The following is a 24,623-nucleotide window of genomic DNA, read 5'->3' as shown; positions in this document are numbered from 1 at the left end:
CCTGCCCTTTCGATCCTGAAATCCGGTTTCTGACGGTCTTTTGCCCGCCTTCGGGCACAAGCACGCCGTTGTGTTGACTCCGAAGCTCGTGGCATGAAGAGCGCCATGAGGGCCATTTCTTCGGGACAGGCGCCACAGGCGTCACACGCACCGCACCTTCGCCTTACGGGTCGACTGGCGGCTGCTGCCATTGCCACCTTTGTTCTTGCCGGCTGCGCGACTGGGCACGCCGAGGGGCGTTCCGCAAACGCCACCGAGGCAGAGCAGAATACGGCCGGACAATCCGCACCCGGCGATAACCAGATTGCACAGGCGTCGCAGGCTGATTTCGATGCATGGCTTCGGGACCTGCGCAGCGATGCGATGGCGCAAGGCGTCTCCTCGGCCACGCTCGAACGGGCCTTTTCAGGGATTCGCCCCATCCCCCGGGTGATCGAGTTGGACCGCCGCCAGCCCGAGTTCACGCTCACCTTCTGGCGCTACTTCGGCAACGCCATCTCCGAGGAGCGCGTGCAGCGCGGGCGGGCCCTGCTGCGCGAGCACCGTGAGCTCCTGGCTGATGTGGAGGCGCGCTATGGTGTGCAGCCGCGCTATCTCGTGGCTTTCTGGGGTCTCGAAACCAATTTCGGCGACACCTTCGGCAACTTCCCGGTGGTCGGCGCCCTGGCGACTTTGGCGCACGACACCCGACGCAGCGCCTTTTTCCGCGAAGAGCTGATCACCGCGCTGAAGATCATCGAGTCCGGCGATATTGCACCGGAACGCATGGAAGGCTCCTGGGCTGGCGCCATGGGGCACCTGCAGTTCATGCCCTCGACCTTCGCGGCCTACGCCGTGGACGCCACCGGTGACGGGCGCCGGGATATCTGGGGCAGCCTGCCGGACGTTTTCGCCTCGGCCGCTAACTTCCTCTCCCAGGTCGGTTGGCGCGGCGACGAGGATTGGGGTCGGGAGGTGAGTCTGCCAGCGGGCTTCGATCATAGCCTCGCCTCGATCGACACGCGGCCGGAGAACTGGCGACCGCTGCGCGAATGGGCCGCGCTCGGCGTGCGTGCAGCCAGCGGCTATGAGTTGCCGAACAGCGAACAGTCGGCCGCTCTCATTCTCCCGGCTGGCCACAACGGCCCCGCCTTCCTGATCCATCACAACTACGAGCGCATCTTGCGGTGGAACCGCTCCATCTTCTATGCGATTGCCGTCGGGCATCTGGCGGATCGGCTGACCGGGGGAGCGCCACTTTCGGCTCAGCCCCCACAAGGCGATCAGCGCCTGACCAACGAACAGGTCCGCGAGGTGCAGCGCCTGTTGATGAATCTGGGTTATGATGCCGGTGGCGTTGACGGCCGGCTCGGTCCGCGCACACGGACCGCCATTCGAAGTTTCCAACGCGGCCAGGGGTTGCCGCAGGATGCTTTTGCCGACCCAAACCTTCTCGCCCTGCTGCGAAGCGCTGCAGGGCAGTAAGGTGAGCCTGTTGGGAAGCGTAGGGGGAGAGTGATCATGGCAGGGGAGTGTTGGTGGAGGGGCACCGCATTGGCCGCTTTGGCAACCGTGGCCCTGGCGCTGGGTGGCTGCGGCTCGACACAGACCGCATCAACCTCACCGGGCGCCTCGAAAGGGGGAAGCCAGGCGCAGGTCGGCAGCTATAAGGTGGGCCGCCCCTACCGCATCAACGGCGTCTGGTATCATCCGGCCGAGGATCCAGCCTACGACCAGACCGGCGTTGCCTCATGGTACGGGCCGGGCTTTCACGGCCGGCGCACCGCCAATGGCGAGCGCTACAATCAAAATGAACTGACCGCCGCGCATCCGACCCTGCCGATGCCGAGCATGGTCCAGGTGACCAACCTCGACAACGGCCGCTCCATCAAGCTCCGGGTCAACGACCGCGGCCCCTTCTCCAACAGCCGCATCATCGATGTTTCCCACCGGGCCGCGCAGCTGCTGGGCTTCGAGAGACAGGGCACGGCCAAGGTCCGGGTGAGGGTGGTTCCGGAGGAAAGCCAGCAGTTGGCCGCATTGGCCCGCGGCGAAGCGGTGCCGCCGCTGCAGGAAAGCAAGCCGCCGCCGGCGGCCCCAGCCGAACCGGAACCAGTGCAGGTTGCCGAGCAGTCGCAGCCGGCTCCCTCGCCCTCCCCGAACGTGGAGATGCCCGACGGGCTGATCCATTTCGAGGAGACGGAGCCAAGCAACCTTTTCATTCAGGCCGGTGCATTTACCGACTACTCGAACGCCACCCAACTTGCGGCACGACTTGAGCCGCTTGGCTATGTTCAGATCGAGCCGACCGCCGTATCCGGCCAGAGCTTCTATCGCGTGCGCATCGGACCCGTGGAGAGTGTCGACGAAGCCGATGGTTTGCTGGCGCGGCTGATCTCTGACGGCTATACCGAGTCCCGTGTCATTGTGCAGTGACGCAGCCACAGCTTCGTCCCATTTGCACGATAAGTGGCTCGCACCGGCGGCAGCCTGACCGCTTTGAGCAGGCATCGACCCAGCGATGAATCGGGAGTTGTTCCGACCATGAATGTGATCCTCCGTCGGCTCGGCATGGCTTTGCTGATCCTGTTTTTTGCCGGCCCGGCCTACGCCCAGATCGACACAGCAGCCCGAGAGGCCTACCTCGTCGACGCGACAACGGGGACGGTCCTGCTGGACAAGGACGGCGACCGGGCCATGCCCCCGGCTTCGATGAGCAAGATCATGACGGTCTATGCCGTCCTTGACCGGATCCGCGAGGGCCGTCTGTCGCTGGAGGACACCCTGCCGGTCAGCGAGCGGGCCTGGCGCATGGGCGGCTCCAAGATGTTCGTTGAAATCGGTGACGATATCCCCGTCGAAGACTTGCTGCGCGGCGTCATCGTCCAATCGGGCAATGATGCCTGTGTGGTGCTGGCGGAGGGCTTGTCGGGCAGCGAAGAGGCTTTCGCAAACGAACTCAACGGCCTGGCCGACGACATCGGCCTGCGGGACAGCGCCTTCCGCAATGCGACCGGTTGGCCGGCGGAGGGCCATGTGATGTCGGCACGAGACCTGGCGCATCTCGCCCAGCGCCTGATCTCCGACTTTCCCGAGCACTATCACTACTATTCCGAACTCGAGTTCACCTGGAACGACATTCGCCAGTCCAACCGCAATCCCCTGCTCTATCGCAACATCGGTGCGGATGGCCTCAAGACCGGACACACACAGGAAGCCGGGTACGGCCTGACGGCCTCGGCAGTTCAGAACGATCGCCGGCTGATCCTGGTGGTGACCGGACTGGAGAGCCAGCGCCAGCGCGCCGAGGAAGCCGAGCGGCTGATGCGCTGGGGCTTTCGCGAGTTCGAGAACTTCCAGCTCTTCGAAGCGGGCGCGGTGATCGAGCAAGCCGATGTCTGGCTCGGCGCCTCCTCGACTGTGCCGCTGGTGGCGCAGAACGACGTGCAGGTCACCCTGCGCCACGCGGCTCGCGAGGAGATGACGGCCAAGGTCGTCTACGATGGCCCGATTGCGGCGCCGCTGCAGGCCGGGCAACAGATCGCCACCCTGCGCATCGAGGGGCCGGGCATCGCCGGACACGAGGTGCCGCTCGTCGCCGGCGTAGACGTGCCGCCCGCCGGCTATTTCCAGCGGATCTATCAGAAGGCTCGCTACCTGCTGTTGGAGCGTCAGTAGGGGACCGCGACCGGCTTGTTCGATCCGAATTGACCGGGGCGTTATGGCGAGTCATGATGCGCCTCACGTGGCCGGTCCTCCGGTGACGCTTTCGCCGCCGCAATGCCCGTGCGGCGACGCGCCCCGAGCTCTCATTCCCGGGATGGGATCAAGCGGGAGCATCGAGACGGCAATCGACGAAGCCCTCCTTTAAGCGGGAGGGCTTCGTTGCTATGTCTGCCCAACTCCCCTGCCCGCCCGCCTACCGCCGGATGCAAGCCACGCACTGATCCATGGCCAAAGAGATCGCAACTGAGTTCCTGCCTGCCGGTCAGGCAGCCATCGCGCGCGCCGCCGAACTGCTGCGCCAGGGCGGCCTCGTCGCCTTTCCCACCGAGACGGTCTACGGGCTGGGGGCCGATGCGACGGATGACAAGGCAGTGGCGCGCATCTTCGAGGCCAAGGGCCGGCCTCGCTTCAACCCCCTGATCTGCCACTACCCCGACGCCGAAAGCGCGAAGGAGCATGTGTATTTTGATGCGCGGGCGGAGCTGTTGGCCGCGCGCTTCTGGCCGGGCGCGCTCACCTTGGTCCTGCCGCGGCGCGACAGCTGTCCGGTATCGCTGCTCTGCTCCGCCGGCCTGGACAGCCTCGCTGTGCGGGTTCCGGCACCGCCGCTGGCGCGCGCAATCCTGGAAGCGGTGGGACGGCCGGTAGCCGCCCCGAGCGCCAATCGCTCCGGCCGCGTCAGCCCCACCTCTGCCGAGCACGTGGCGGAGGAACTGAACGGACGCATCGAGTTGATCGTCGACGGCGGCCCCTGCCCCGTCGGGGTGGAGTCTACCGTCGTGTCCCTGCTCGGAGACGCCCCCCTGCTGCTCCGCCCCGGTGGCATTGCTGCCGAGGCCATTGCCGAAACCCTGGGCGAGCCACTGCAGTTGCCGGAGGCTGAAGCCCCGCTGGCCTCCCCCGGCATGCTGGCAAGCCACTATGCGCCGGAGCGGCCCCTGCGCCTGTCGGCGCAGAGCGTCGAGGCGGACGAGGCCTTGCTGTCCTTTGGCCCCGAAACGCTCCCCGGCGCAGCCCTGGAGACCAACCTTAGCGAAAGCGGCGACCTCCAGGAGGCGGCAGCCCGCCTCTTCGCCAGCCTGCGCGCGCTCGACAGGGAAGGCGTGCGCGCTATCGCGGTCATGCCGATCCCCGACCACGGATTGGGCCAGGCGATCAATGACCGCCTGCGCCGCGCCGCCGCTCCCCGCTGAGCCTCAAAGGAGAGGGATTGCCCCCTCTCCTCAGCTGCAGCCGCTGGTGCCGCCGCAGGTATCGCACTTCATGCAGGTGCCATTGCGTACGAGCGTGAAGTTGCCGCACTCGCCGCAAGGGTCACCCTCGTAGCCCTTCATGCGGGCAAGGCGCGATTGCTGGACGCGGGTCTCGATGTCCCGGGTCACGCTCTGCGCCACGACGGTTTGGCTTTCGCCGCCGGCAAAGGCCGTCACTCGGCTCTCCGCCTGAGGCTCCTCGACCGCGGCCGTGGCTGCGCCGCCGGCGAGAACGGTCAGACGATTGCGCACGAAGCCGCGCGAGGTCACCCGCTCCACCGTCTTGCGCACCGCATCGGCGGCCTGACCGGCCATGGCAGTCTGGTCGACCTGGGACTGGCCCTCCCCCTTGCCCGTGGTGTCCGGTGCTAGATCGTCCGGCGACACATGGGCGAGATCGGTCCGGCCGAGGTAGGAAATCGCCAGTTCGCGGAACATGTAGTCGATGACCGAGGTGGCCATCTTGATGGTGTCGTTGCCTTCCACCATGCCCGATGGCTCGAAGCGGGTGAAGGTGAAGGCTTCGACATACTCTTCCAGCGGCACGCCGTACTGCAGGCCGATGGAAATGGCGATGGCAAAGTTGTTCATCAGGCTGCGGAAGGCGGCACCTTCCTTGTGCATATCGACGAAGATCTCGCCTATCCGGCCGTCCTCGTATTCGCCGGTGCGCAGGTAGACCTTGTGCCCGCCGACAACCGCCTTCTGGGTGTAGCCCTTGCGGCGCTGCGGGAGACGTTCGCGCTGGACCACCCGCTCGACGACACGTTCGACCACTCGTTCCGCCACCATGGCCGCCCGCGCGTTCTGGGGCGCCTCAGTAATCTGCTCGACCAGGCTCTCCGCCTCGTCGGACTCGACCTCATCCTCCAGCAGCGAGGCAGACAAGGGCTGCGAGAGCTTGGAGCCGTCGCGGTAGAGAGCGTTGGCCTTCAGTCCCAGTTTCCAGGACAGCAGGTAGGCATCCTTGCAGTCATCCACCGACGCGCTGTTCGGCATGTTGATGGTCTTGGAGATCGCCCCCGAGATGAAGGGCTGCGCGGCCGCCATCATGCGGATGTGGCTCTCCACCGACAGGAAGCGCTTGCCGATGCGTCCGCAGGGATTGGCGCAGTCGAAGACCGGCAGGTGCTCGTCCTTGAGATGCGGGGCGCCTTCCAGAGTCATTGCGCCGCAGACATAGGTGTTGGCCGCCTCGATCTCCGCCTTGTCGAAGCCCAGGGCCACGAGCATGTCGAAGCTGAGATCGTTCAACTGCGCATCGGTGAAGCCCAGGGTGTCGCGGCAGAAGGCGTCGCCCAGCGTCCACTTGTTGAAGACGAACTTGATATCGAAGGCGCTGCCCAGCGACTGTTCGAGAGTCTGCAGGACCTCGTCAGTGAAGCCCAGGGCGCGCAGTCGCTCGGCGTTGATGGCCGGGGCCCCGGCCAGGGTGCCGTGACCGACCGCATAGTGCACGATGTCCTGGACTTCGGCGTCGCTGTACCCCAGTTCCGACAGCGCGGCCGGCACGGTGTGGTTGATGATCTTGAAGTAGCCGCCGCCGGCCAGCTTCTTGAACTTCACCAGCGCGAAATCCGGCTCGATGCCCGTGGTATCGCAATCCATCACCAGGCCGATGGTCCCGGTCGGCGCGATCACCGAGACCTGCGCGTTGCGGAAACCATTGGCTTCACCGAGGTTCAGTGCCTCGTCCCAGCTTGCCTTGGCTGCTTCGGCCACATCAGCGTCCGGGCAGCGGGCCGGATCCAGCGCCACCGGCTGAACCGAGAGTCCTTCATAGCCGCGGTTCTCGCCCTGAGCGGCACGGCGATGGTTGCGGATGACCCGCAGCATGGCATCGCGGTTGACGTCGTAGCTCGGGAAAGGACCGAGTGCCGCGGCCATTTCGGCCGAGGTCGCGTAGGCCGTGCCGGTCATGAGAGCCGTCAATGCGCCACTGAGCGCGCGGGCCTCGACGCTGTCGTACGGCAGCCCCATGGACATGAGCAGGCCGCCGAGGTTGGCGTAGCCCAGGCCGAGGGTGCGGAAATCATAAGAGAGCTGCGCGATCTTCGGCGAGGGGTACTGCGCCATCATCACGGAAATCTCGAGGACGATGGTCCAGAGCCGCACGGCATGGCGGAAGGCCTCGACATCGAAGGTGCCGCCCTCCGGCCGGAAGGTCATCAGGTTGAGAGAGGCCAGATTGCAGGCGGTGTCGTCGAGGAACATATACTCGGAGCAGGGATTCGAGGCGTTGATGCGCCCCGAGGCCGGGCAGGTGTGCCACTCGTTGATCGTGGTGTCGTACTGCACGCCGGGGTCGGCCGATGACCAGGCAGCGTGGCCGATCTTCTCCCAGAGGTCCCGCGCCTTGAGGGTCCGCACCACCGTGCCGTCCGTGCGGGCGGTCAGATGCCAGTCGCCGTCGCGCAGCACCGCATCGATGAAGTCCCGGGAGATGCGCACCGAGTTGTTCGAGTTCTGCCCGCTGACAGTCAGGTAGGCCTCGGAATCCCAGTCGGTGTCGTAGATCTTGAACTCGATCCCCTTGTAGCCCTGTCCGGCGAGTTGGATCACCCGCTGCACGTAGTTCTCCGGGACCATCGCCTTGCGCGCCGCCTTGATGGTGGCCTTGAGCGCAGGGTTCTGCTTGGGATCCAGGCGCTCTTCCCCCTCGGCCGCATGACAGGCTTCCATGACGGCATTGAGGTGCAGGTTGCAGAGCTTCGAGCCGGAGACCAGCGCGGCCACCTTCTGCTCTTCGCGCACCTTCCAGTCGATGTAGTCCTCGATGTCGGGATGATCGAGGTCGACCGTCACCATCTTGGCGGCGCGGCGAGTCGTGCCCCCCGACTTGATGGCACCCGCCGCGCGGTCCCCGATCTTAAGGAAGGACATGAGGCCGGAGGACTTGCCGCCACCCGACAGCGGCTCCTTCTCGCCGCGAATGCGCGAGAAGTTGGTGCCAGTGCCCGAGCCGTACTTGAAGAGGCGCGCCTCACGGACCCAGAGGTCCATGATGCCGTTGTCGTTCACCAGGTCGTCATCGACGGACTGAATGAAGCAGGCGTGCGGCTGCGGGTGCTCGTAGGCCGACTCGGAGCGCTTCAGCTCACCCGTCTCGTGATCGACGTAATGGTGGCCCTGGCTGGGGCCATCGATGCCATAAGCCCAGTGCAGACCGGTGTTGAACCACTGTGGCGAGTTGGGGGCCGCCATCTGAGTTGCGAGCATGAATCGCACTTCGTCGAAGAAGACGCGCGCGTCCTGCTCGGAGTCGAAGTAGCCGCCCTTCCAGCCCCAATAGGCCCAGGTGCCGGCGAGGCGATCGAAAACCTGCTTGGCACTGGTCTCGCCCACATTGCGCCGCTCGGCGGGCAGGCTCGCCAGCGCCGTCTCATCCGGGCTGGAGCGCCACAGGAATGAGGGAACGCTGGACTCCTCGACGCGCTTGACCGCACCAGGAAGGCCCCGCTTGCGGAAGTACTTCTGCGCAAGGATGTCGCAGGCCACCTGGCTCCAGCCCGCCGGAACCTCGATGTGATCCGCCGCAAACACCGTCGAGCCGTCCGGGTTGCGGATCTCGCTGCTTGTGGTGCGGAAGGGAATGTCCTCGTAGACATCCCGTCCCTCTTCGGTCAACAGCCGCGAAATCCTCATAACCAAGCCCCCTGAAAGCAAGAAATCAGTCGCCACTCACGGGGCTCGGCAACAGCACCAGTGCGCGCTCCCGAGCATGTCCGCCTACATATTGTGACGAGGCTTTAGTGAACCACACAATGCGGTGGTGGTCACCCGAATATCCAGGCCACTGCCGAAATAAACGGTCTTGACGGCGGACAGGGCTAAGAGTCTCAGAGGGCGCGCTTCCTGCGGCCGGCGAGATAGATCGCCAGAACGACCAGGAAGACGCCGGTGGTCTGCAAGGCAGTCAGGCGCTCGCCCAGAAGAAGAATGGCCAGCAGGATGGCCATGACCGGTTCCAGGTTGAGGAACATCGCCGTTTCCGCCGGCCCGCCTGCCTTCACCGCGAGAAAGCTCAAGCCGATTCCGGCAAGATAGAGCAGCGCCGCCACGGTCAACATGCTGAGGCCGAAGGTCGTGTCGCTGACCACCGGTCCCTCGGTTGCCAGCAGCAGACTCATGAACAGGAGCCCCATGAGGTTGCCGTTGAACAGCACCGTCAGTGGATCGTGCCTGCGGGTCAGGTGCCGCACCAGGAAGAGCAGTGTCGCCATGGAGCAGGACGCCATCAGGGCCAGTGCCACGCCCCGCGGGTCCAGTGCGCCCAGGTCCGGCCCGAGCGCCCCGGCCAGGCCGATAAAGGCCAGCAGGAAGGCGAGCCACTGGGCCCCGGTGAGGCGCACCCCGTCGATGAACGGCGTCGCTGCCGCCACGAGCAGGGGAAAGGTGTAGAGAAGCAGGGCCGCAAGTCCGACAGGTATGTAGGCGATCGACAGCAGGTAGCCGACCGTGAGGCCGCTCAGGGCCAACCCGGCCGCAATGAAGCCCGGTACGTCGCTGCGGGTGGGCCAGAGGGGTCGCCCGAGCAGCCGCAGCGCCACACCGAAAACCAGGATGGCGACGATGAAGCGCACTGCCAGCAGCGTCTTGGGCGTGGTGCCGGCGTCATAGGCGAGTCGGGCGAATGGGGTGGTGCCGCCGAGCGCTGCGGCGGCCGCCAGGGCCAGCACACGACCCTTCATTGCTGTATCGCGCATGACACCCCCTCCCCAAAACAGCAGCATCCCGGCGCAAGCGCCGGGATGCCTATGGGCTCAATCTGCCCGACAGGGGTTCACGGCTTGCGCCGCCAGCGCCCCACCGGACCGATCACTCATTTCATCGAATCGGGAACGGCGATGCCTTCCTCTTCGTAATAGCGCAGGGCCCCCGGATGCAGCTGGACGGCCATCTGGTCGAGCAACTCCGGTCCGACGCCGGCCCACCAGGGATTTTCTTCCGCCAAGGCTTCCCGCTGCTCCCAGAAGGCCTTGACGATGGTGTAGGCCGTCTCTTCGTCCATCTCCGTGGTGCCATAAGCACCGACCGGAAGCCCGACAGTGTGAACGTCGTCTTCCTGTCCGGAGTATGTGCCGGCAGCGATCACCACCGGGCCCGTCGCCGGATCTTCCTCGGCGAGGGTGGCGCGCTGCTCATCGGTGAAGCTGAGGACGCGCACGGGAACCGTGGTTGCCAGTTCCACCAGGCCCGGCACGGGATGCGACGAACAGGTGGCATAACCGGCGACCCGCTTGTTGCGCATGGCATTGGGCGCGTTGTTCAGTTCCACGTCGACGATTTCGACCTCGTCGAGAATGCCCAGTGCCTCGAAGATCGCGCGTGTGCGCCCTTCGCAGAAGGTCCCCGTCCCACCAGCGATGAAGGATTCGCCCGCAAGATCCGTTGCATCCTGGATGTCGCTTTCCGCATCGACCACGAGATGCACCGTGACGAAGGGCATCACGAAGAGGGTGCGAATCGGGTCATACATGGCGCCGTCATCGCCTTCGAAGGGGCCTGCGGAATCACGAGCCGACGCGATCAGGCTGGGCGGCGTGGTGAAGAGGAAGGCGCCCGGCCGCCGGCCGGCTTCCTTGACGTTCTGCACCGAGCCCTGGCTTTCCTCGACCGTCGGCTGGATGGCGCCGTCGCTGACCTCGCGCAGCAATTCCGCCAGCTGCACCATCATCACGTAGTAGGAAGAGGTGGAGGCTGCGGACTTGAGCGTCAGCCTGGTCTGCGCCTCGGCTGTGTTGGCTGCACCCACCAGTGATGCCGCACCAACCCCAAGCGCCACCGCGACGCTGGCCAAAAGTGTCTTCTTCATGGGCTATCCCCTTCTTTGCCGGCCCGGGCGTTCGAGCCGTCGTTGCATTGCGGGACACTATAGCCCACCGCTGCCCGATGGAACCACTGGGGAGAGCGCCTGGGATGGAAAAGACCCTTGCAGGGGCCGTGCGCGGCCCAAGGGGCGCAGTTCAGCTCGGACCGCTGCGCTCGCGCCAGAAGGTGCGGGAGACGAACTCGATCTCCCGGGCCAGGGCCGCTGCGACTCGCCGCCTGGCGCTGGGGTCGGCCAGCAGCCGCTCGTCATCCGGGTTGGTCAGGAAACCCGTTTCCACCAGGACCGAGGGCACTTCGCCCGATCGCAGCACAGCAAAGTTCGCGGAGCGCCGGGGGTTGTCCAGCAGATGCCAGTCCCCTGCCACGCCTTCCACGATCTTTCTTTGCGCTCGGTGACTGTCTTCGCGTGCGATGCGCAGCGCCAGATCGAGCAGGATGGCCGCGGTACTTGCATCCGTGTCGCTGAAGTCCATGCCGTAGAGGTCGTCCACAGCATTCTCCTGCTCCGCCACCGCCTTGGCCAGGGAATCGGAGGCCTCTTCGGATAGGGTGTAGGCTGAGAGACCGCGGGCTCGCGTGTTGGGTGCAGCGTCGGCGTGAATGGAGACGAAGAGGTCGGCGTGATGGCGTTGGGCAATCTCGACACGCTCGGCCAGCGACATGGAGGTGTCACGCTCCCGGGTCAAGATCACGGCGTGGGGTGTCCCCGCCAGGTGGTCGCGGATGGCATGGCACACAGCCAGAGTGACATCCTTCTCGCGGGTGCCGCTGCGGCCGATCGCGCCGGGATCACGCCCACCATGGCCCGCATCGAGCACGATGATGCCCCCACCGGGCTTGCGCGGCACCAGGGGTGGCACAGCGGCTTGTGCCGGGCCCGGCAGGCTGCCGAGCAGCAGCCCCGAGACCATTCCTCCCAACAGGTCTCTACGGCGCACGAACGGCTCCTTACGACTCGATGTGATACAGGCCCATAAGCGATAACAAATCGCGACTCGGCGTCAAGCAGGCGACGCGTTACTCACCGGCGACCGTCAGTCGCCTTCCCCGTCACGGATGCGCCGCCAGTTGGCCACGTTGCGGTTATGTTCGTCGAGGGTGCGGGCAAAGGCATGGCCACCGCTACCGTCCGCAACGAAGTAGAAATAGTCGCTGTCCAGCGGATCGAGCACAGCGGCGATCGCCGCGCGGCCCGGGTTCGCGATGGGACCGGGCGGCAGGCCGTCGATCTGATAGGTGTTGTAGGGGTCCTCCACTTGCCAGTCGGCGCGGGTCAAGGCACGCCCCAGGGGCTCCTCACCCTTGGTCAGCGCATAGATGACCGTAGGGTCCGACTGCAGGCGCATGCCGCGGTTCAAGCGATTGACGAAGACGCTCGCAACGAGCGGGCGCTCGTCGGCAATGCCCGTCTCCTTCTCCACAATCGACGCCAGAGTGACGGCTTCTTCCGGGCGCGCCACCGGCAGCCCCTCCGCCCGCTCTTCCCAGAGCCGTTCCAGGGTTTCGCTCATTGCGCTCTGCATCCGGCGCAACAGCTGCGCCCGATCGTCGCCCCAGGAGTAGTGATAGGTTTCAGGCAGGTGCGCGCCTTCGGGAGGCACCTCCTCGATCTCCCCCGCCAAGCCTTCCGTCGCGTCCAGCAGTGCCACGATCTCGGTAGAGGTCAGGCCTTCCGGCACAGTGAAGCGGCGAATGACCGTCTTGCCGCTTTCCAGCAACTCGAGCACGCCCCGCAGGGAGATGCCCGGATCAAAGGCGTATTCGCCCGCACGTAGCCGCCGGTTCTTGCCGGTGGCCACGGCAGCAGCATGAAAGATGCGTGGATCGGAGATGACGCCAGCATCGGCCAGCCGCTCGGCAACAGCGCCGGTGCTGCTGCCGCGCGGAATGACGACCTGGCGCGGCTCATCCAGGGGACCGGCGCCCTCATAGAAGCTCTGAGCCACCAGCAAGGCGATGCCGGCGGCCAAGGCAAGGCCGACAAGGAGACTCAGGCCGACGCGAAGCACGCGTCTCATGGCGCCTCCGGTCCTGCCTCAGTCCATAGCCGAGAGGATGAGGCTGGCATTGGTCCCGCCGAAACCGAAGGAGTTGGAGAGGGCACAACGCACCTTCCGTTCCTTTGCCTCGTGCGGCACCAGGTCAACGCCCTCGGCGACCGGGTCCGGTTCGTTCAGGTTCAAGGTCGGCGGCACGACACCGTCGCGGATGGCCAACACGCAGAAGATGGCTTCCACGGCACCGGCCGCACCCAGCAGGTGCCCGATGGCCGATTTGGTCGAGGACATGGCAAGGTCCTTCACCTCGTCCCCGAACAGGCGTTTCACCGCGCCCAGTTCAATGGCATCGCCCAGCGGCGTCGATGTGCCATGGGCATTGATGTAGTCGATGTCCCCGGGCTGGAGTCCGGCGCGCTTCAAGGCCGCCTGCATGGCCCGATAGCCACCGTTGCCGTCTTCCGGCGGCGCGGTCACATGGTGGGCATCCCCCGACATGCCGTAGCCCGTGACCTCGGCGTAGATCGGAGCGCCGCGCTGCAGCGCGTGCTCATACTCCTCGAGCACCACGACCCCTGCGCCCTCCCCCATGACGAAGCCATCGCGGCCCTTGTCCCAGGGGCGGGAGGCGGATTGGGGATCGTCGTTGTAGCTGGTGCTGAGCGCCCGGCTGGCGCAGAAGCCCGCGAGACCGATCCGCGATACCGCAGCCTCGGCACCGCCGGCAATCATCACGTCGGCGTCGTCGAGCATGATCATGCGCGCTGCATCGCCGATGGCATGGGCGCCCGTGGAGCAGGCTGTCACCACCGCATGATTCGGCCCCTTGAAGCCATAGCGGATCGATACCTGTCCCGAGACGAGATTGATCAAGACGGCCGGAATGAAGAAGGGTGACAGCTTCCGCGGACCACGCGTGGCCACCGTGATCGCACCGTCGTAGATCGTCTCGAGCCCACCGATACCCGAACCGATCATCACGCCGGTGCGCTCGAGCGACTCCGGTTCGTCGGGCTGCCAGCCGGCATCCTCGATCGCCTGCTGGGCAGCGGCCATGCCGTACAGGATGAAGCGGTCATTTTTTCGCTGATCCTTGGCTTCCATCCAGTCGATGGGGTCGAAGCCCCCTTCGGCCAGATTTCCAAGCGGTGGCTGGCCGCCAATCTTGGAGGGAAGGTCTGATATGTCGAAGTTCTGGATAGGGCCGATACCGGACCGCCCGGCCAGCAACTGCTGCCATACATGGTCCACGCCGGTACCCAGCGGCGTGACCAACCCCAGACCGGTGACGACTACGCGTCTCATCTTCACTCTTCGGGAAACGGTGCCCTGATGCCGGCGGCCGCGACTTCGCTGTGCGACGTCGCCACCGCCTAGCGGATCAGGCGTTCTCTTGGATGAAGGCGATCGCGTCCTTGACGGTCACGATCTTCTCAGCCGCATCGTCGGGAATCTCGCAGCCAAACTCTTCCTCGAAAGCCATGACGAGCTCGACTGTGTCGAGGCTGTCGGCACCGAGATCGTCAATGAAGCTTGCGTCTTCCGTGACTTTCGCTTCCTCGACGCCGAGGTGCTCCACCACGATCTTCTTCACGCGCTCCGCCACATCGCTCATCGTCATTCATTCCTCAAGCTGAATACTTATTATCTGTCGTTCTCGGGAAACCGCTGCCCCTCATTTGGGTCGGAGCCCGTCCGAACGGACCATGACCTTCTCGGTCACTCACAGGCGCGGGCTGCTTATCACAGTGGAAAAGCCTTTTCCAATGTAAAGGCACCCGCAAGAAACCAGTCGGTCAGATCATCGCCATCCCGCCGTTAACATGCAAGGTCTGCCCGGTCACGTAGGCTGCTTCCTCACTGGCAAGATAGACACAGGCATTGCCGATGTCGTCCGGCCGGCCGAGACGCTGTGCCGGAATGGAGGTCAGCAGCTTGTCGCGCTGCGCCTTGGGCAGCGCATCGGTCATGGCTGTTTCGATGAAGCCGGGGGCGATGCAGTTCACGGTGATCCCGCGCGCGGCCACCTCGCCGGCAAGCGATTTCGAGTAGCCGATCATGCCCGCCTTCGAAGCAGCATAGTTCGTCTGGCCGGGATTGCCGGTCACACCCACAATCGAGGTGATGCCGATGATCCGGCCCCAGCGGCGCTTCATCATGCCGCGCAGGACGGCGCGAGACAGGCGGAACGAAGCAGTCAGGTTGATGTCCAACACCTGCTGCCAGTCCTCGTCCTTCATCCGCATCGCCAACTGGTCGCGAGTCAGGCCCGCATTGTTGACCAGGATGTCGAGGCCGCCCATGGCTGCTTCCGCCTGCCCCGGCAGGGCGGCGGTGGCTTCTGCGTCGGCCAGACTGCAGGGGACGACGAAGGCTCGTTCCCCCAACTCGCCAGCCAGTGCCTCCAGGGGCTCCACGCGCGTGCCGGAGAGCGCCACCTGAGCCCCGGCGGCGTGCAGGGCACGCGCGATGGCGCCACCGATGCCGCCGGACGCGCCGGTTACCAAGGCCGATTTAGCGGAAAGATCGAACATTGCTCTTCTCCCTGGGCGCCCCGCGGCCTTTCGGCTTCACAGCGACTGCAAGAAACTCTCGATATCGGCGGGTTCGTTGAGGGCCGTGCCCTTGAGCTCCCGATCGATGCGCCGGGTCAAGCCGGAGAGGACCTTGCCCGCTCCCAGTTCGACCAGCTGCTCGACACCTTGCGCCTTCATGGCCTCCACGCTTTCACGCCAGCGCACCATCGCGGTTACCTGCTCCACCAGCAGGCGACGGATGCGTTCCGGCTCCTGCACCGCTGCCGCGGTGACGTTGGCGATCAGGGGAACCGAGGGCGGCGCCAGAGTGGTCTCGGCCAGGGCTTCGGCCATCGCATCGGCCGCCGGCGCCATGAGCAAGCAATGGAAAGGGGCAGAAACAGGAAGCAGCACGGCCCGCTTCGCCCCGCGCTCCCCGGCGAGCGTAACCGCACGCTCAACCGCCGTACGGTGCCCGCTGACGACGACCTGGCCCGGCGCATTGTCGTTGGCCGCAGCACAGACCTCGCTTTCCCCTTCCGGCCCCAGGCTTGCCGCCTGCGCAACCTCCCTGGCTGCGTCGAGTTCGAGGCCCAAGAGCGCGGCCATGGCGCCCTCGCCCACCGGCACGGCGGTCTGCATTGCCTGACCGCGGCGCTTGAGCAGCCGCGCGGCGTCCGCCAGGGCAAGACTGCCGGCCGCTGCCAATGCAGAGTATTCTCCAAGCGAGTGGCCGGCCACGCACTGCGCCTTTTCGGCGAGCGTGAAATTGCCTTCGCTTTCCAGGGTGCGCACGACCGCGAGACTGGTGGCCATAAGGGCCGGCTGCGCGTTCTCCGTGAGCGTCAGTTCACTTTCGGGACCTTCGAACATGAGCTTGGACAAGTGCTGCCCCAGCGCATCATCCACTGCCTCGAAGACCAGACGAGCGGCCGGAAAGGCTTCTGCCAAGCCTCGGCCCATACCAACCGCCTGACTGCCTTGTCCCGGGAAGACGAATGCGCGCTGCATCGACGAAAGGTCTCCTGCTCAGCTGTCCTGTAGATGATGTCGAAAGCGCTGTCTCGACGTGGGCGGCACAGTTACCGCAGCACTTCCGGGTGTCAAGCAAAGCAAGGCGCCGCCGGAAGCCGCCAGCACGCACTCTCACTCGCCGCACCCCCAGGGCCGCCTTGCGTTCCAGCTTGGGACAGGAAACTCTGCGCAAAGGTTCCTTTCGGTGTTGAATGGAGGAGGAAAGGCGATGAAGGCCAGACCGTTGGTGGATATGGGAGAACTCGCGCCTTACGCCGGTCCGGAACGGATCGCCGCCCTGCACCCTGAGGAACGTGCCCTCAGCGTCATCTGGGACGATGGTCGTGAGAGTCGGTTTCATTGGACCTGGCTGCGCGACCACTGTGCCTGCCCCGAGTGCCGGCATCCTCAAACCCGCGAGCGGCTGTTCGAACTGCGTGACCTGCCACTGCCGATTGGCCAGGCAAGCGCGGAACTGGAGGAGAACGGCGTCCTTATCCTGACCTGGCCGGCGGGGGACTCCGCGCCGGCCCATCAGTCGCGCTTCGATCCGGGCTGGCTGCGGCGTCGCGCCTACGATTCGGCAAGTCGCAGCAAACGCGCCCGGCCGAGACAGTCCTGGTCGGCTCGAACCATGGGACAAGTGCCCGAATACAGTTATGACCGCTTCAAAGAGTCCGCAGAGGAACAACGCGCCTGGATCGAAGCCCTGCTGCAGTACGGTGCGGTTTTGCTGCGCGGGGCGCCGGCGCAGGCCGGAGAACTGGAGCGTTTCGCAAGCGGCGTGGCGCCAATTCATGAGACCCATTTCGGGCGCATCTTCGATGTCCAGTCGAAGCCCGACCCCAACAATGCAGCCTACACCTCACTGGCTCTCGAGCCGCACGTGGACCTGCCGAACCATCCCCACCCACCGGATATTCAACTGCTTTTCTGCATCGCCAATGAAGCTGACGGCGGAGACTCCACGCTGGTGGACGGCCTCCAGGTGGCCGAAGGCCTGCGCAGGGATCAGCCCGAGACCTTCCATGTCCTGACCACTCAGGCCATCGACTTCCGCTTTCAGGACGCGGAAGTCGACATCTGTCATCGCGTGCCGCTCATCGAGGTGGACAGCCAGGGGGCTGTGACGGGCCTGCGTTTCAACAACTGGATCCGCGACAGTCTCGATCTGCCCGAAGACGAGGTGGAGCGCTTCTATTCGGCCTACCAGCAGCTTTGGCGCGCCTTGGGCCACCCTGACAATCAGTTGGGCCTGCGGTTGGGTGCCGGCGACATCCTTGCCTTCGATAACCGGCGTGTCCTGCACGGGCGGACCGCATTCACCGCAAACGGCCGACGACACCTGCAGGGCTGTTACCTGCCCAGATCGATGGTCGAAAGCCGCCTGCGCCTGCTGGAACGTGAAAGCACTTGATAGGCCCAGCGGGAGCAAACATCTGACCCTGCAGAAGACCTTGCGCCATCGACAGCCAGCGCTATAGTCCGCGCTTCACTGCCCCGGGCTTCCGCTTGTGGCAGCGAAACTCCTTGCCGGCTCCCGCTCACGCCGTGTTTGCGGATGATGGGGTCGGCTGGGGCCGATCGGCCGCCGGCGTCAGCTGGGGCTCCGGCCCATTACGAGCCATAAGGAGCAAAAGATGGCCTATTACGAGAGCGTGTTCATCGCACGCCAGGACATTTCTGCGTCCCAGGTCGAGCAGCTCGGCGACGAACTCGCCCAGGTCCTCCAGGATCAGGGCGGCGCCATCGCCAAGCGCGAGTACTGGGGCCTGAAGAACCTATCCTATCGCATCAAGAAGAACCGCAAGGGGCACTACGTCCTCTTCAGCGTCGAAGCGCCGGCACCGGCGATCGCCGAGTTCGAGCGCGTGATGCGCTACAACGAAGATGTACTGCGCTATCTGACGGTCCGGGTCCCGGAACTGGATCCCGAGCCGTCCGCCATGATGCAGAGCAAGCACGGCCGCGATGATCGCGGTGGCCGTGGCGGCCGCGGTGACGGTCCGCGCCGCGATCGTGGTCCGCGCAGGGAGGGTTAAAGCATGAGTGTCGAAATCGTCAGCAAGGGTGGCACGCCGCGTCGGCCGTTCTTCCGTCGCCGCAAGTCCTGCCCCTTCTCCGGCCCGAACGCGCCGAAGATCGACTACAAGGACGTGAAGCTGCTTGGCCGCTTCGTTTCCGAGCGCGGCAAGATCGTGCCGAGTCGGATTACGGCGGTATCCGCCAAGAAGCAGCGTGAGTTGGCCCGCGCCATCAAGCGCGCGCGCTACCTCGGTCTCTTGCCCTACGTCATCAAGTAATCCACGGGAAGGATCGAACCATGGAAGTGATCCTGCTCGAGCGGATCGAAAACCTCGGCCAGATGGGCGACGTGGTACGGGTCAAGCCCGGCTTCGCGCGCAACTATCTGCTGCCGCAGCACAAGGCCCTGCGCTCCAACAAGGAAAATCTTGCGATTTTCGAACAGCGCCGGGCACAGCTTGAGGCCGAGAACCTCAAGCGTCGTCAGGAAGCCGAAGCGGTTGCCAAGAAGATCGACGGCTTGAGCGTCGTCATCATCCGGCAGGCGGGCGACTCGGGCCAGCTCTACGGCTCCGTCGCCTCTCGCGACATCGCCGAGGCGGTGACCGCGGCCGGTACGAGCATAAACCGCAATCAGGTGGTGCTCGATCGTCCGATCAAGATGCTGGGTCTGCATGACCTCCGCTTGCGCCTGCATCCGGAAGTCTCCGTGCCCGTCAGCATCAACGTTGCGCGCTCGGAGACTGAAGCCGAGATGCAGGCCGAAAGCGGCCGTTACATCAGCGCCGATGAAATGATCGATGCCGAGGAAGCAGCTGAAGCGGAAGCCCTGGCTGCCGCCGAAGCGGCTGAGGCAGCCGAGGCGGAAGCCGCGGGTGAGACCGAATCCGACGAGGAAACGGCCTGACGGCTTCATATCGTGCTGAGCCAGGACTGGCGCGTGCAATTCGCTTGAAGTGAACGCGCTCAAGGCTGGTCGAATGAAGAAGGGCGGTACCGAAAGGTGCCGCCCTTTTTTGCTGCGCGAGTTGCCGGAACCGGAGCAGGCGCAACCGGTTGTGGTCGCGGGGCTTGAACTGTCTCGCAGGATGGGGAAAGATTCTTCCCGACATGCTGGGGAGCGTTCGTGGTCGGCTCAAATTGATCGGGGCAAGAAAACGCGACTCCAGCGCTGTATGGCGGTGCCTGCTTCGCCACTGGCGGGGACCGCTCTATGAAGCTGGACCTCTTTTGCGAAAGCGATCCTGAGCCAACCCCTCGAGCAGTATCGGAGCCATACGATGCTACTTTCAAGCCTCCTCAAGCGGATGATCAAGCAGGGCACCCTCACCCTGGTGCATGCAGATGGTCGCCGGGAAAGCTTTGGTGATGGCAACGAGCCCTCAGCCACCTTCAGGCTTCAGAAGAAGGGACTGGAGCGCTACCTCGCCTTCAATCCGGCGCTGCGCGTACCGGAAACCTATATGGACGGGACGGTCACCCTGGAGGAGGATTCCGACCTCCGCGCCCTGATGGACATCATCGCCCGCAACTGGGCGAGCCTGGAGTCTCAGCCCTTCTACCAGTGGGGCAATCGCCTGCTCCGCCAGGGTCGCCGCCTCAAGCAGTTCAATCCCGTTGGCAAGGCCCAGCAGAACGTCGCCCACCATTACGACCTTTCGGGCGTGCTCTACGACCACTTCCTCGACAGCGACCGCCAGTACTCCTGCGCCTACTTCACCCATCCGGACAACTCGCTGGAGCAGGCGCAGTACGACAAGAAGCAGCATCTTGCCGCAAAGCTCTATCTCACTCAGCCCGGTCTCAAGACGCTCGATATCGGCTCAGGCTGGGGCGGGCTGGGACTGTATCTCGCCAATGAGCTGGCCTGCGACGTCACCGGCGTCACGCTCTCGGTTGAACAGCACAAAATGAGCCAGGAACGCGCAGAAAAGCAGGGCCTGCAGGGCCGCTGCCGCTTCAAACTGGAAGACTACCGCAACGAAAACGGCCCCTACGACCGCATCGTGTCCGTCGGCATGTTCGAGCATGTGGGCAAACAGAACTATGATGAGTTCTTCTCAAAGCTGAAAGAGCTCCTGGCCGACGATGGTGTGTGCGTGCTGCACTCCATCGGCCGTTTGGACGAACCCTCGCCGATCAATCCCTTCATCCGCAAGTACATCTTCCCGGGCGCCGATATTCCCACGCTCTCCGAGGTGATGGCATCCGTTGAGCGCAGCGGGCTCTTCACCACCGACGTCGAAGTGCTGCGCCTGCACTACGCGGAGACACTGCGTCATTGGTACGAGCGCTTTCTGAAGACCCGCGCCCAAGTGGCGGAACTCTACGACGAACGCTTCTGCCGCATGTGGGAGATGTACCTGGCCGGCTGCGAAATGGGATTCCGCCACCAGGGCTTGGCGGTGTTCCAGATCCAGCTCACCAAGCGCCTGGAAACCCTGCCGCTCACACGCGACTACATTTTCGAATGGGAACGGGAGCGCAGCCGCGGTCAGGCCAAGGCGGCGGAATAGAGCGCCAATCGGCGTTGCACCTTCGACTCCGGTCTAGGGCACCACCGCGGTCGCTTCGACCTCGATCAAGGCGTCGGGCTCCGCCAGCCGGACCACCTGCACCAGTGTCATGGCCGGAAAGTGTCGGCCCAGGATCTCGCGATAGAGGCCTCCGAGATCGCGCTGGTTGGCTTCGTAGGCCGCGATGTCGGTCACGTACCAGGTGAGCCGCACCAGATGCTCCGGCGTCGCTTGCGCCTCGGCAAGAACCGCGACCACATTCTCCATAGCCAGACGGGACTGCCCCAGGAAATCCGGCGCCAGTTCCTGTCGGCTGTTCCACCCGATCTGTCCGCCCACGAACACCATGCGGCCTTGGGCTTCGATCCCGTTGGCATAGCCGCGCGGCTGCGGCCAGGTGGCGGGATGCAGAATGTTATGCGGGGTGGCGGCATCAGCCGTCATGGCAAAGACTCCGATAGTGATCGATGGCCTCGCGGATGTCCGCGGGCAGGGAAATCGCGCAGTGGCTTTCCAGGGAGGTGCAGACCAGCACAATCCGGGCCGCAAAGCGCGGATCCTTCTCCGCTCCCTGGGTCAAGATGAAGAGCGCAACCGAACTGCTACCGACCGCCTCCACCTGAAGCGTCATCTCAAGTGTCTCACCCAACATGCTGGGTTTGCGGAAATCACACTGCAGATGGACGGTCGGGAGGCCCAGGCCCTCGGTGAACCAATCCTCGACCAGGGAGTTGCAGAGGTCGAGATAGCGGGGATAGTAGACGATCCCCGCAGGATCGCAGTGGCTGAACCGCACGCGCCGATTACGCCTGAAGGCGGCGGCCGGCACCGGCGGGATGACAAGCCGCGCCGCTTGTGAACTCACGGTCCGATACCCCTGGCCTGAGCCCGCTCTCGTTCCAACTGGCGCAAGCGAAAGCGCTGCACCTTGCCAGTTTCCGTGCGCGGGAGATCCTCGATGAACTCGATGGCGCGGGGGTACTTGTAAGGCGCAATGCTTCGCTTGACGAACTCCTGCAGCTGTTTGACGAGCTCGCTCCCAGCATTCACGTCATCGTGCAAGACAATGAACGCCTTAACAATTGCCCCCCGATCCAGGTCGGGCGCGCCGACCACTGCGCATTCCTGCACTGCGGGGTGTGCCAACAGGGCTTCCTCCACCTCCGGCCCGGCGATGTTGTAGCCTGAGGAGATGATCATGTCGTCGTTGCGCGCCTGGAACCAGAAGTAGCCGTCTTCGTCAGCGCGGTAGCTGTCCCCGGTGACGTTCCATCCTCGCTGCACGTAGTCGCGCTGGCGCAGATCGGCGAGATAGCGACAGCCAGTGGGTCCGCGCACTGCCAGCCGCCCCACCTCTCCGGTCGGCACCTCCTGCCCCTCGTCGTCTATGACCTTGGCCTCGTAGCCCGGCACCGGCCGCCCGGTGGCGCCGGGCCGAATGGCATCGCCGGAGGCAGAAATGAAGATGTGCAGCATCTCGGTGGCGCCGATGCCATCGATCAGTCGCACGCCCGTGCGCTCCCCCACCGCTTCCCAGGTCGGTCGCGGCAAGGGCTCCCCGGCTGACACCCCGGCGCGCAGGCTGGTCACATCGTAGCCGTCCATGGCTTTGACCATGGCGCGCCAGGCCGTCGGTGCGGTGAAGCAGATGCTGGCCTTTCGCCCGGCAATCGCCTCGGCAAGCAGGGCTTCCGCCCCGGGCTTTTCCAGAAGCACCGTGGCAGCACCAACACGCAGGGGGAAGGTCAGCAACCCGCCCAGCCCAAAAGTGAAGGCCAGGGGCGGCGAGCCGCAGAAGATGTCGTCCGGCCGGGGCTGCAGGATGTGCCGGGAGAAGGTGTCGCAGATCGCCAGCACATCGCGATGGAAATGCATGGTTCCCTTGGGCTGGCCGGTGGTGCCCGAGGTGAAGGCGATCAGCGCCACATCCTCTGCGGCCGTATCGACAGCAGGAAAGTCTGCCGCCCGTCGCTGCATGCGCGAGTCCAAGGCCTCTTGTTCATCCGACTTCATCGCCAGGATGCGTCGCAGCACCGGCTGCATCGCCTGCGCCCGCTCCAGCTCCTCGAGCAAGCCGGCATCGCAGAGCGCAAAGCTCACCTGGGCCTTGTCGATCACCTTCGCGAGCTCTCCGGCACGCAGCAGCGGCATGGTGGTGACGGCAATGCCGCCGATGCGCATCACCGCCAGCCAGCAGGCGGCCAGCATGGGGGAATTGGGCGCGCGCAGCAGCACGCTGTTGCCGGGGACAAGGCCGAAATCCCCCACCAGGACCCGGGCGATGCGCTGCACCCGGTCGAGGGTTTCCGCATAGGTCCAGACGCCTGCACTGCCGATCAAACAGGGGCGCTCGGCAAACCCACTTTTGACCATGCGATCAAGGAGTTCTGCGCCACAGTTCAGGCGCTCGGGATAGGCCAGCTCAGGCAGCGTGAAGATGAGATCGGGCCAGGTGTCACGCGGCGGAAGGTTATCGCGGGCGAAGCTGTCGATATGAGCGGAGGCTGTCGGCATCGAATGAACTCCTCCCTTCACAAAGTCGCCCGACGCGTGAGAAAGCCATACGGGCGCAGCTGCCACAGCCTCAGCGCCCGCCTGCCTCAGACAGAAGCTGCCGGGCAATGATGATCTTCTGGACTTCGCTGGCCCCCTCGTAGATGCGCAGGGCACGAACCTCGCGATACAGCTCCTCGGCCTTGCTGCCGGCGATCAGCCCACGCCCGCCGAGCAGTTGCACCGCACCATCGACGACCTTCTGTGCTTCCTCAGTGGCAAAGAGTTTCGCCATGGCGGCCTCGCGGGTGACACGCTCCGCGCCGACGTCCTTGGCCCAGGCCGCGCGGTAGACCAGCAAGGCGGCAGCGTCGATCGCGGTTGCCATTTCCGCCAGCCGCCCCTGAGAGAGCTGCAGTTCCGCCAGAGGCTGGCCGAAAAGGCTGCGCCCACGCGCGTGCTCCAACGCCTCGTGGAAGGCCCTGCGGGCGAGCCCGAGAGCGGCCGCGCCCACCGTGGAGCGGAAGATATCCAGGGTCGCCATGGCGATGCGAAAGCCCTGCCCCGGCTGTCCCAGCAGGGCGTCGTCCCCCACGCGGCAGCCATCGAACTCGAGCCGCGCCAGGGGATGGGGCGCCGTCACCGCAATGCGCTCGGCAACCCTCAGCCCCGGCGCATCGGCCGGCACGATGAAGGCGGACAGGCCCTTTGCGCCCGGCGCCTCCTCGCTGCGGGCAAAAACCACGTAATGGCCGGCGATGCCGCCGTTCGAGATCCAGGTCTTGCAGCCGTCCAGCACCCAGCCGCCGCCCTCGCGGCGCGCCCGGGTGGCAGTTGCCGCGACATCGGAACCGGCGTCCGGCTCCGAAAGTGCGAAGGCCGCAAGGCTCCGGCCGGTCCGCACCGCGGGCAGCCAGCGTTGCTGCTGCTCGGCCGTGCCGAAGAGCAGGATCGGGCCGCTGCCCAGCCCCTGCATCGCGAAGGCGAAGTCGGCAAGACCGTGGTGCCGGGCCAGGGTCTCGCGCATGAGGCAAAGGCTGCGGACATCGAGCGTGCCCTGCCCGGCCCCTTGCGTCTCAGGCACGCACCATTTCAGCCAGCCAGCCTCACCCAGCGCCACCGCCAGACGCCGGCAGGTGCCGTCCAGGTCGCTCTCGGCATCCGCGAGCAAGGCCGGAAGTTGCGCCTCGGCCCAGTCATCGAGCCGCTCTGCCAACGCACGATGGCGGTCTTCGAAGAAGGGCCAGCCGAGAAAGCTGCGGTCGATCATGC

At 65.2% G+C, this 24,623-nt stretch carries 22 protein-coding genes; 9 read left to right on the top strand and 13 right to left on the bottom strand.

Translation table 11 applies throughout. The features are described 5' to 3' along the window. The first annotated feature begins 105 nt into the window (after positions 1-105). The 4 genes from ABZ720_RS14445 to ABZ720_RS14430 all read left to right on the top strand — a co-directional run bounded on the left by ABZ720_RS14445 (position 106) and on the right by ABZ720_RS14430 (position 4,898). A complete protein-coding gene (locus ABZ720_RS14445; protein WP_366556236.1) occupies positions 106-1,464 on the top strand; it encodes a lytic murein transglycosylase in 1,359 nt (452 codons plus the stop codon). A gap of 36 nt (positions 1,465-1,500) precedes the next feature. Continuing rightward, positions 1,501-2,415: a septal ring lytic transglycosylase RlpA family protein gene (locus ABZ720_RS14440; protein ID WP_366556235.1), complete on the top strand. Its 915-nt coding sequence runs from the start codon at positions 1,501-1,503 to the stop codon at positions 2,413-2,415. Between the two features lie 108 nt (positions 2,416-2,523). Then, positions 2,524-3,657, top strand: coding sequence for a D-alanyl-D-alanine carboxypeptidase family protein (locus ABZ720_RS14435; RefSeq protein ID WP_366556234.1), 1,134 nt, complete (start codon positions 2,524-2,526; stop codon positions 3,655-3,657). A gap of 272 nt (positions 3,658-3,929) precedes the next feature. After that, positions 3,930-4,898 carry an L-threonylcarbamoyladenylate synthase gene (locus tag ABZ720_RS14430; RefSeq protein WP_366556233.1) on the top strand — a complete coding sequence of 323 codons (969 nt, stop codon included), beginning with the start codon at positions 3,930-3,932 and terminating at the stop codon, positions 4,896-4,898. Positions 4,899-4,928: 30 nt separating this feature from the next. On the opposite strand, the gene ABZ720_RS14425 is transcribed toward ABZ720_RS14430, so the two are convergent. The 9 genes from ABZ720_RS14425 to fabD all read right to left on the bottom strand — a co-directional run bounded on the left by ABZ720_RS14425 (position 4,929) and on the right by fabD (position 16,314). Then, positions 4,929-8,603: a vitamin B12-dependent ribonucleotide reductase gene (locus ABZ720_RS14425; protein WP_366556232.1), complete on the bottom strand. Its 3,675-nt coding sequence runs from the start codon at positions 8,601-8,603 to the stop codon at positions 4,929-4,931. Between the two features lie 194 nt (positions 8,604-8,797). Beyond that, complete coding sequence (locus ABZ720_RS14420; protein ID WP_366556231.1) at positions 8,798-9,664, bottom strand: DMT family transporter; 867 nt, start codon at positions 9,662-9,664, stop codon at positions 8,798-8,800. Positions 9,665-9,780: 116 nt separating this feature from the next. After that, complete coding sequence (locus ABZ720_RS14415) at positions 9,781-10,773, bottom strand: TAXI family TRAP transporter solute-binding subunit (RefSeq protein ID WP_366556230.1); 993 nt, start codon at positions 10,771-10,773, stop codon at positions 9,781-9,783. A 151-nt stretch (positions 10,774-10,924) separates the two neighbouring features. After that, positions 10,925-11,728 carry an N-acetylmuramoyl-L-alanine amidase family protein gene (locus tag ABZ720_RS14410; protein WP_366556229.1) on the bottom strand — a complete coding sequence of 268 codons (804 nt, stop codon included), beginning with the start codon at positions 11,726-11,728 and terminating at the stop codon, positions 10,925-10,927. Positions 11,729-11,824: 96 nt separating this feature from the next. Next, a complete protein-coding gene (gene mltG, locus ABZ720_RS14405) occupies positions 11,825-12,808 on the bottom strand; it encodes an endolytic transglycosylase MltG (RefSeq protein ID WP_366556228.1) in 984 nt (327 codons plus the stop codon). 18 nt (positions 12,809-12,826) lie between these two features. Then, positions 12,827-14,092: a beta-ketoacyl-ACP synthase II gene (gene fabF, locus ABZ720_RS14400; protein ID WP_366556227.1), complete on the bottom strand. Its 1,266-nt coding sequence runs from the start codon at positions 14,090-14,092 to the stop codon at positions 12,827-12,829. A gap of 76 nt (positions 14,093-14,168) precedes the next feature. Next, complete coding sequence (locus tag ABZ720_RS14395; protein ID WP_275822781.1) at positions 14,169-14,402, bottom strand: acyl carrier protein; 234 nt, start codon at positions 14,400-14,402, stop codon at positions 14,169-14,171. 181 nt (positions 14,403-14,583) lie between these two features. Beyond that, entirely contained in the window at positions 14,584-15,321 is a 738-nt protein-coding gene (fabG, locus tag ABZ720_RS14390) for a 3-oxoacyl-[acyl-carrier-protein] reductase (protein ID WP_366556226.1), read from the bottom strand. A 36-nt stretch (positions 15,322-15,357) separates the two neighbouring features. Beyond that, positions 15,358-16,314, bottom strand: coding sequence for an ACP S-malonyltransferase (gene fabD / locus ABZ720_RS14385; RefSeq protein WP_366556225.1), 957 nt, complete (start codon positions 16,312-16,314; stop codon positions 15,358-15,360). A gap of 232 nt (positions 16,315-16,546) precedes the next feature. Here fabD and ABZ720_RS14380 point away from each other — a divergent pair, with 232 nt between their 5' ends. From ABZ720_RS14380 to ABZ720_RS14360, 5 genes are all read left to right on the top strand, one after another. Beyond that, positions 16,547-17,734 (top strand): TauD/TfdA family dioxygenase, encoded by a 1,188-nt coding sequence (locus ABZ720_RS14380; RefSeq protein WP_366556224.1) that lies wholly within the window; start codon positions 16,547-16,549, stop codon positions 17,732-17,734. Between the two features lie 223 nt (positions 17,735-17,957). Beyond that, positions 17,958-18,359 carry a 30S ribosomal protein S6 gene (gene rpsF / locus ABZ720_RS14375; RefSeq protein WP_366556223.1) on the top strand — a complete coding sequence of 134 codons (402 nt, stop codon included), beginning with the start codon at positions 17,958-17,960 and terminating at the stop codon, positions 18,357-18,359. A gap of 3 nt (positions 18,360-18,362) precedes the next feature. Continuing rightward, on the top strand, positions 18,363-18,620 hold the full coding sequence (gene rpsR, locus ABZ720_RS14370; protein ID WP_275822619.1) for a 30S ribosomal protein S18: 258 nt from the start codon (positions 18,363-18,365) through the stop codon (positions 18,618-18,620). 20 nt (positions 18,621-18,640) lie between these two features. Beyond that, positions 18,641-19,249 carry a 50S ribosomal protein L9 gene (gene rplI / locus ABZ720_RS14365; RefSeq protein WP_366556222.1) on the top strand — a complete coding sequence of 203 codons (609 nt, stop codon included), beginning with the start codon at positions 18,641-18,643 and terminating at the stop codon, positions 19,247-19,249. Positions 19,250-19,622: 373 nt separating this feature from the next. Then, on the top strand, positions 19,623-20,858 hold the full coding sequence (locus ABZ720_RS14360) for a class I SAM-dependent methyltransferase (protein ID WP_366556221.1): 1,236 nt from the start codon (positions 19,623-19,625) through the stop codon (positions 20,856-20,858). A 33-nt stretch (positions 20,859-20,891) separates the two neighbouring features. Here the strand turns inward: ABZ720_RS14360 and ABZ720_RS14355 are convergent, their stop codons facing one another. The 4 genes from ABZ720_RS14355 to ABZ720_RS14340 all read right to left on the bottom strand — a co-directional run bounded on the left by ABZ720_RS14355 (position 20,892) and on the right by ABZ720_RS14340 (position 24,621). Further along, on the bottom strand, positions 20,892-21,302 hold the full coding sequence (locus ABZ720_RS14355) for a RidA family protein (RefSeq protein ID WP_366556220.1): 411 nt from the start codon (positions 21,300-21,302) through the stop codon (positions 20,892-20,894). Next, positions 21,292-21,723 (bottom strand): acyl-CoA thioesterase, encoded by a 432-nt coding sequence (locus ABZ720_RS14350; protein ID WP_366556219.1) that lies wholly within the window; start codon positions 21,721-21,723, stop codon positions 21,292-21,294. The genes ABZ720_RS14355 and ABZ720_RS14350 overlap by 11 nt, the downstream gene beginning before the upstream one ends. After that, entirely contained in the window at positions 21,720-23,372 is a 1,653-nt protein-coding gene (locus ABZ720_RS14345) for an AMP-binding protein (RefSeq protein WP_366556218.1), read from the bottom strand. Before ABZ720_RS14345 ends, ABZ720_RS14350 begins: the two co-directional genes overlap by 4 nt. Before the next feature lie 70 nt (positions 23,373-23,442). After that, the gene (locus ABZ720_RS14340) at positions 23,443-24,621 is read right to left on the bottom strand and encodes an acyl-CoA dehydrogenase family protein (protein WP_366556217.1); all 1,179 of its coding nucleotides are present in this window, start codon (positions 24,619-24,621) and stop codon (positions 23,443-23,445) included. Positions 24,622-24,623 lie beyond the last annotated feature (2 nt).

It is taken from the genome of Aquibaculum sediminis (assembly GCF_040712085.1).
Taxonomy (GTDB): domain Bacteria; phylum Pseudomonadota; class Alphaproteobacteria; order Kiloniellales; family DSM-21159; genus Aquibaculum; species Aquibaculum sediminis.
Note: the sequence above shows the minus strand (reverse complement) of the source record. Positions and strands in the feature narration are given on the sequence as shown.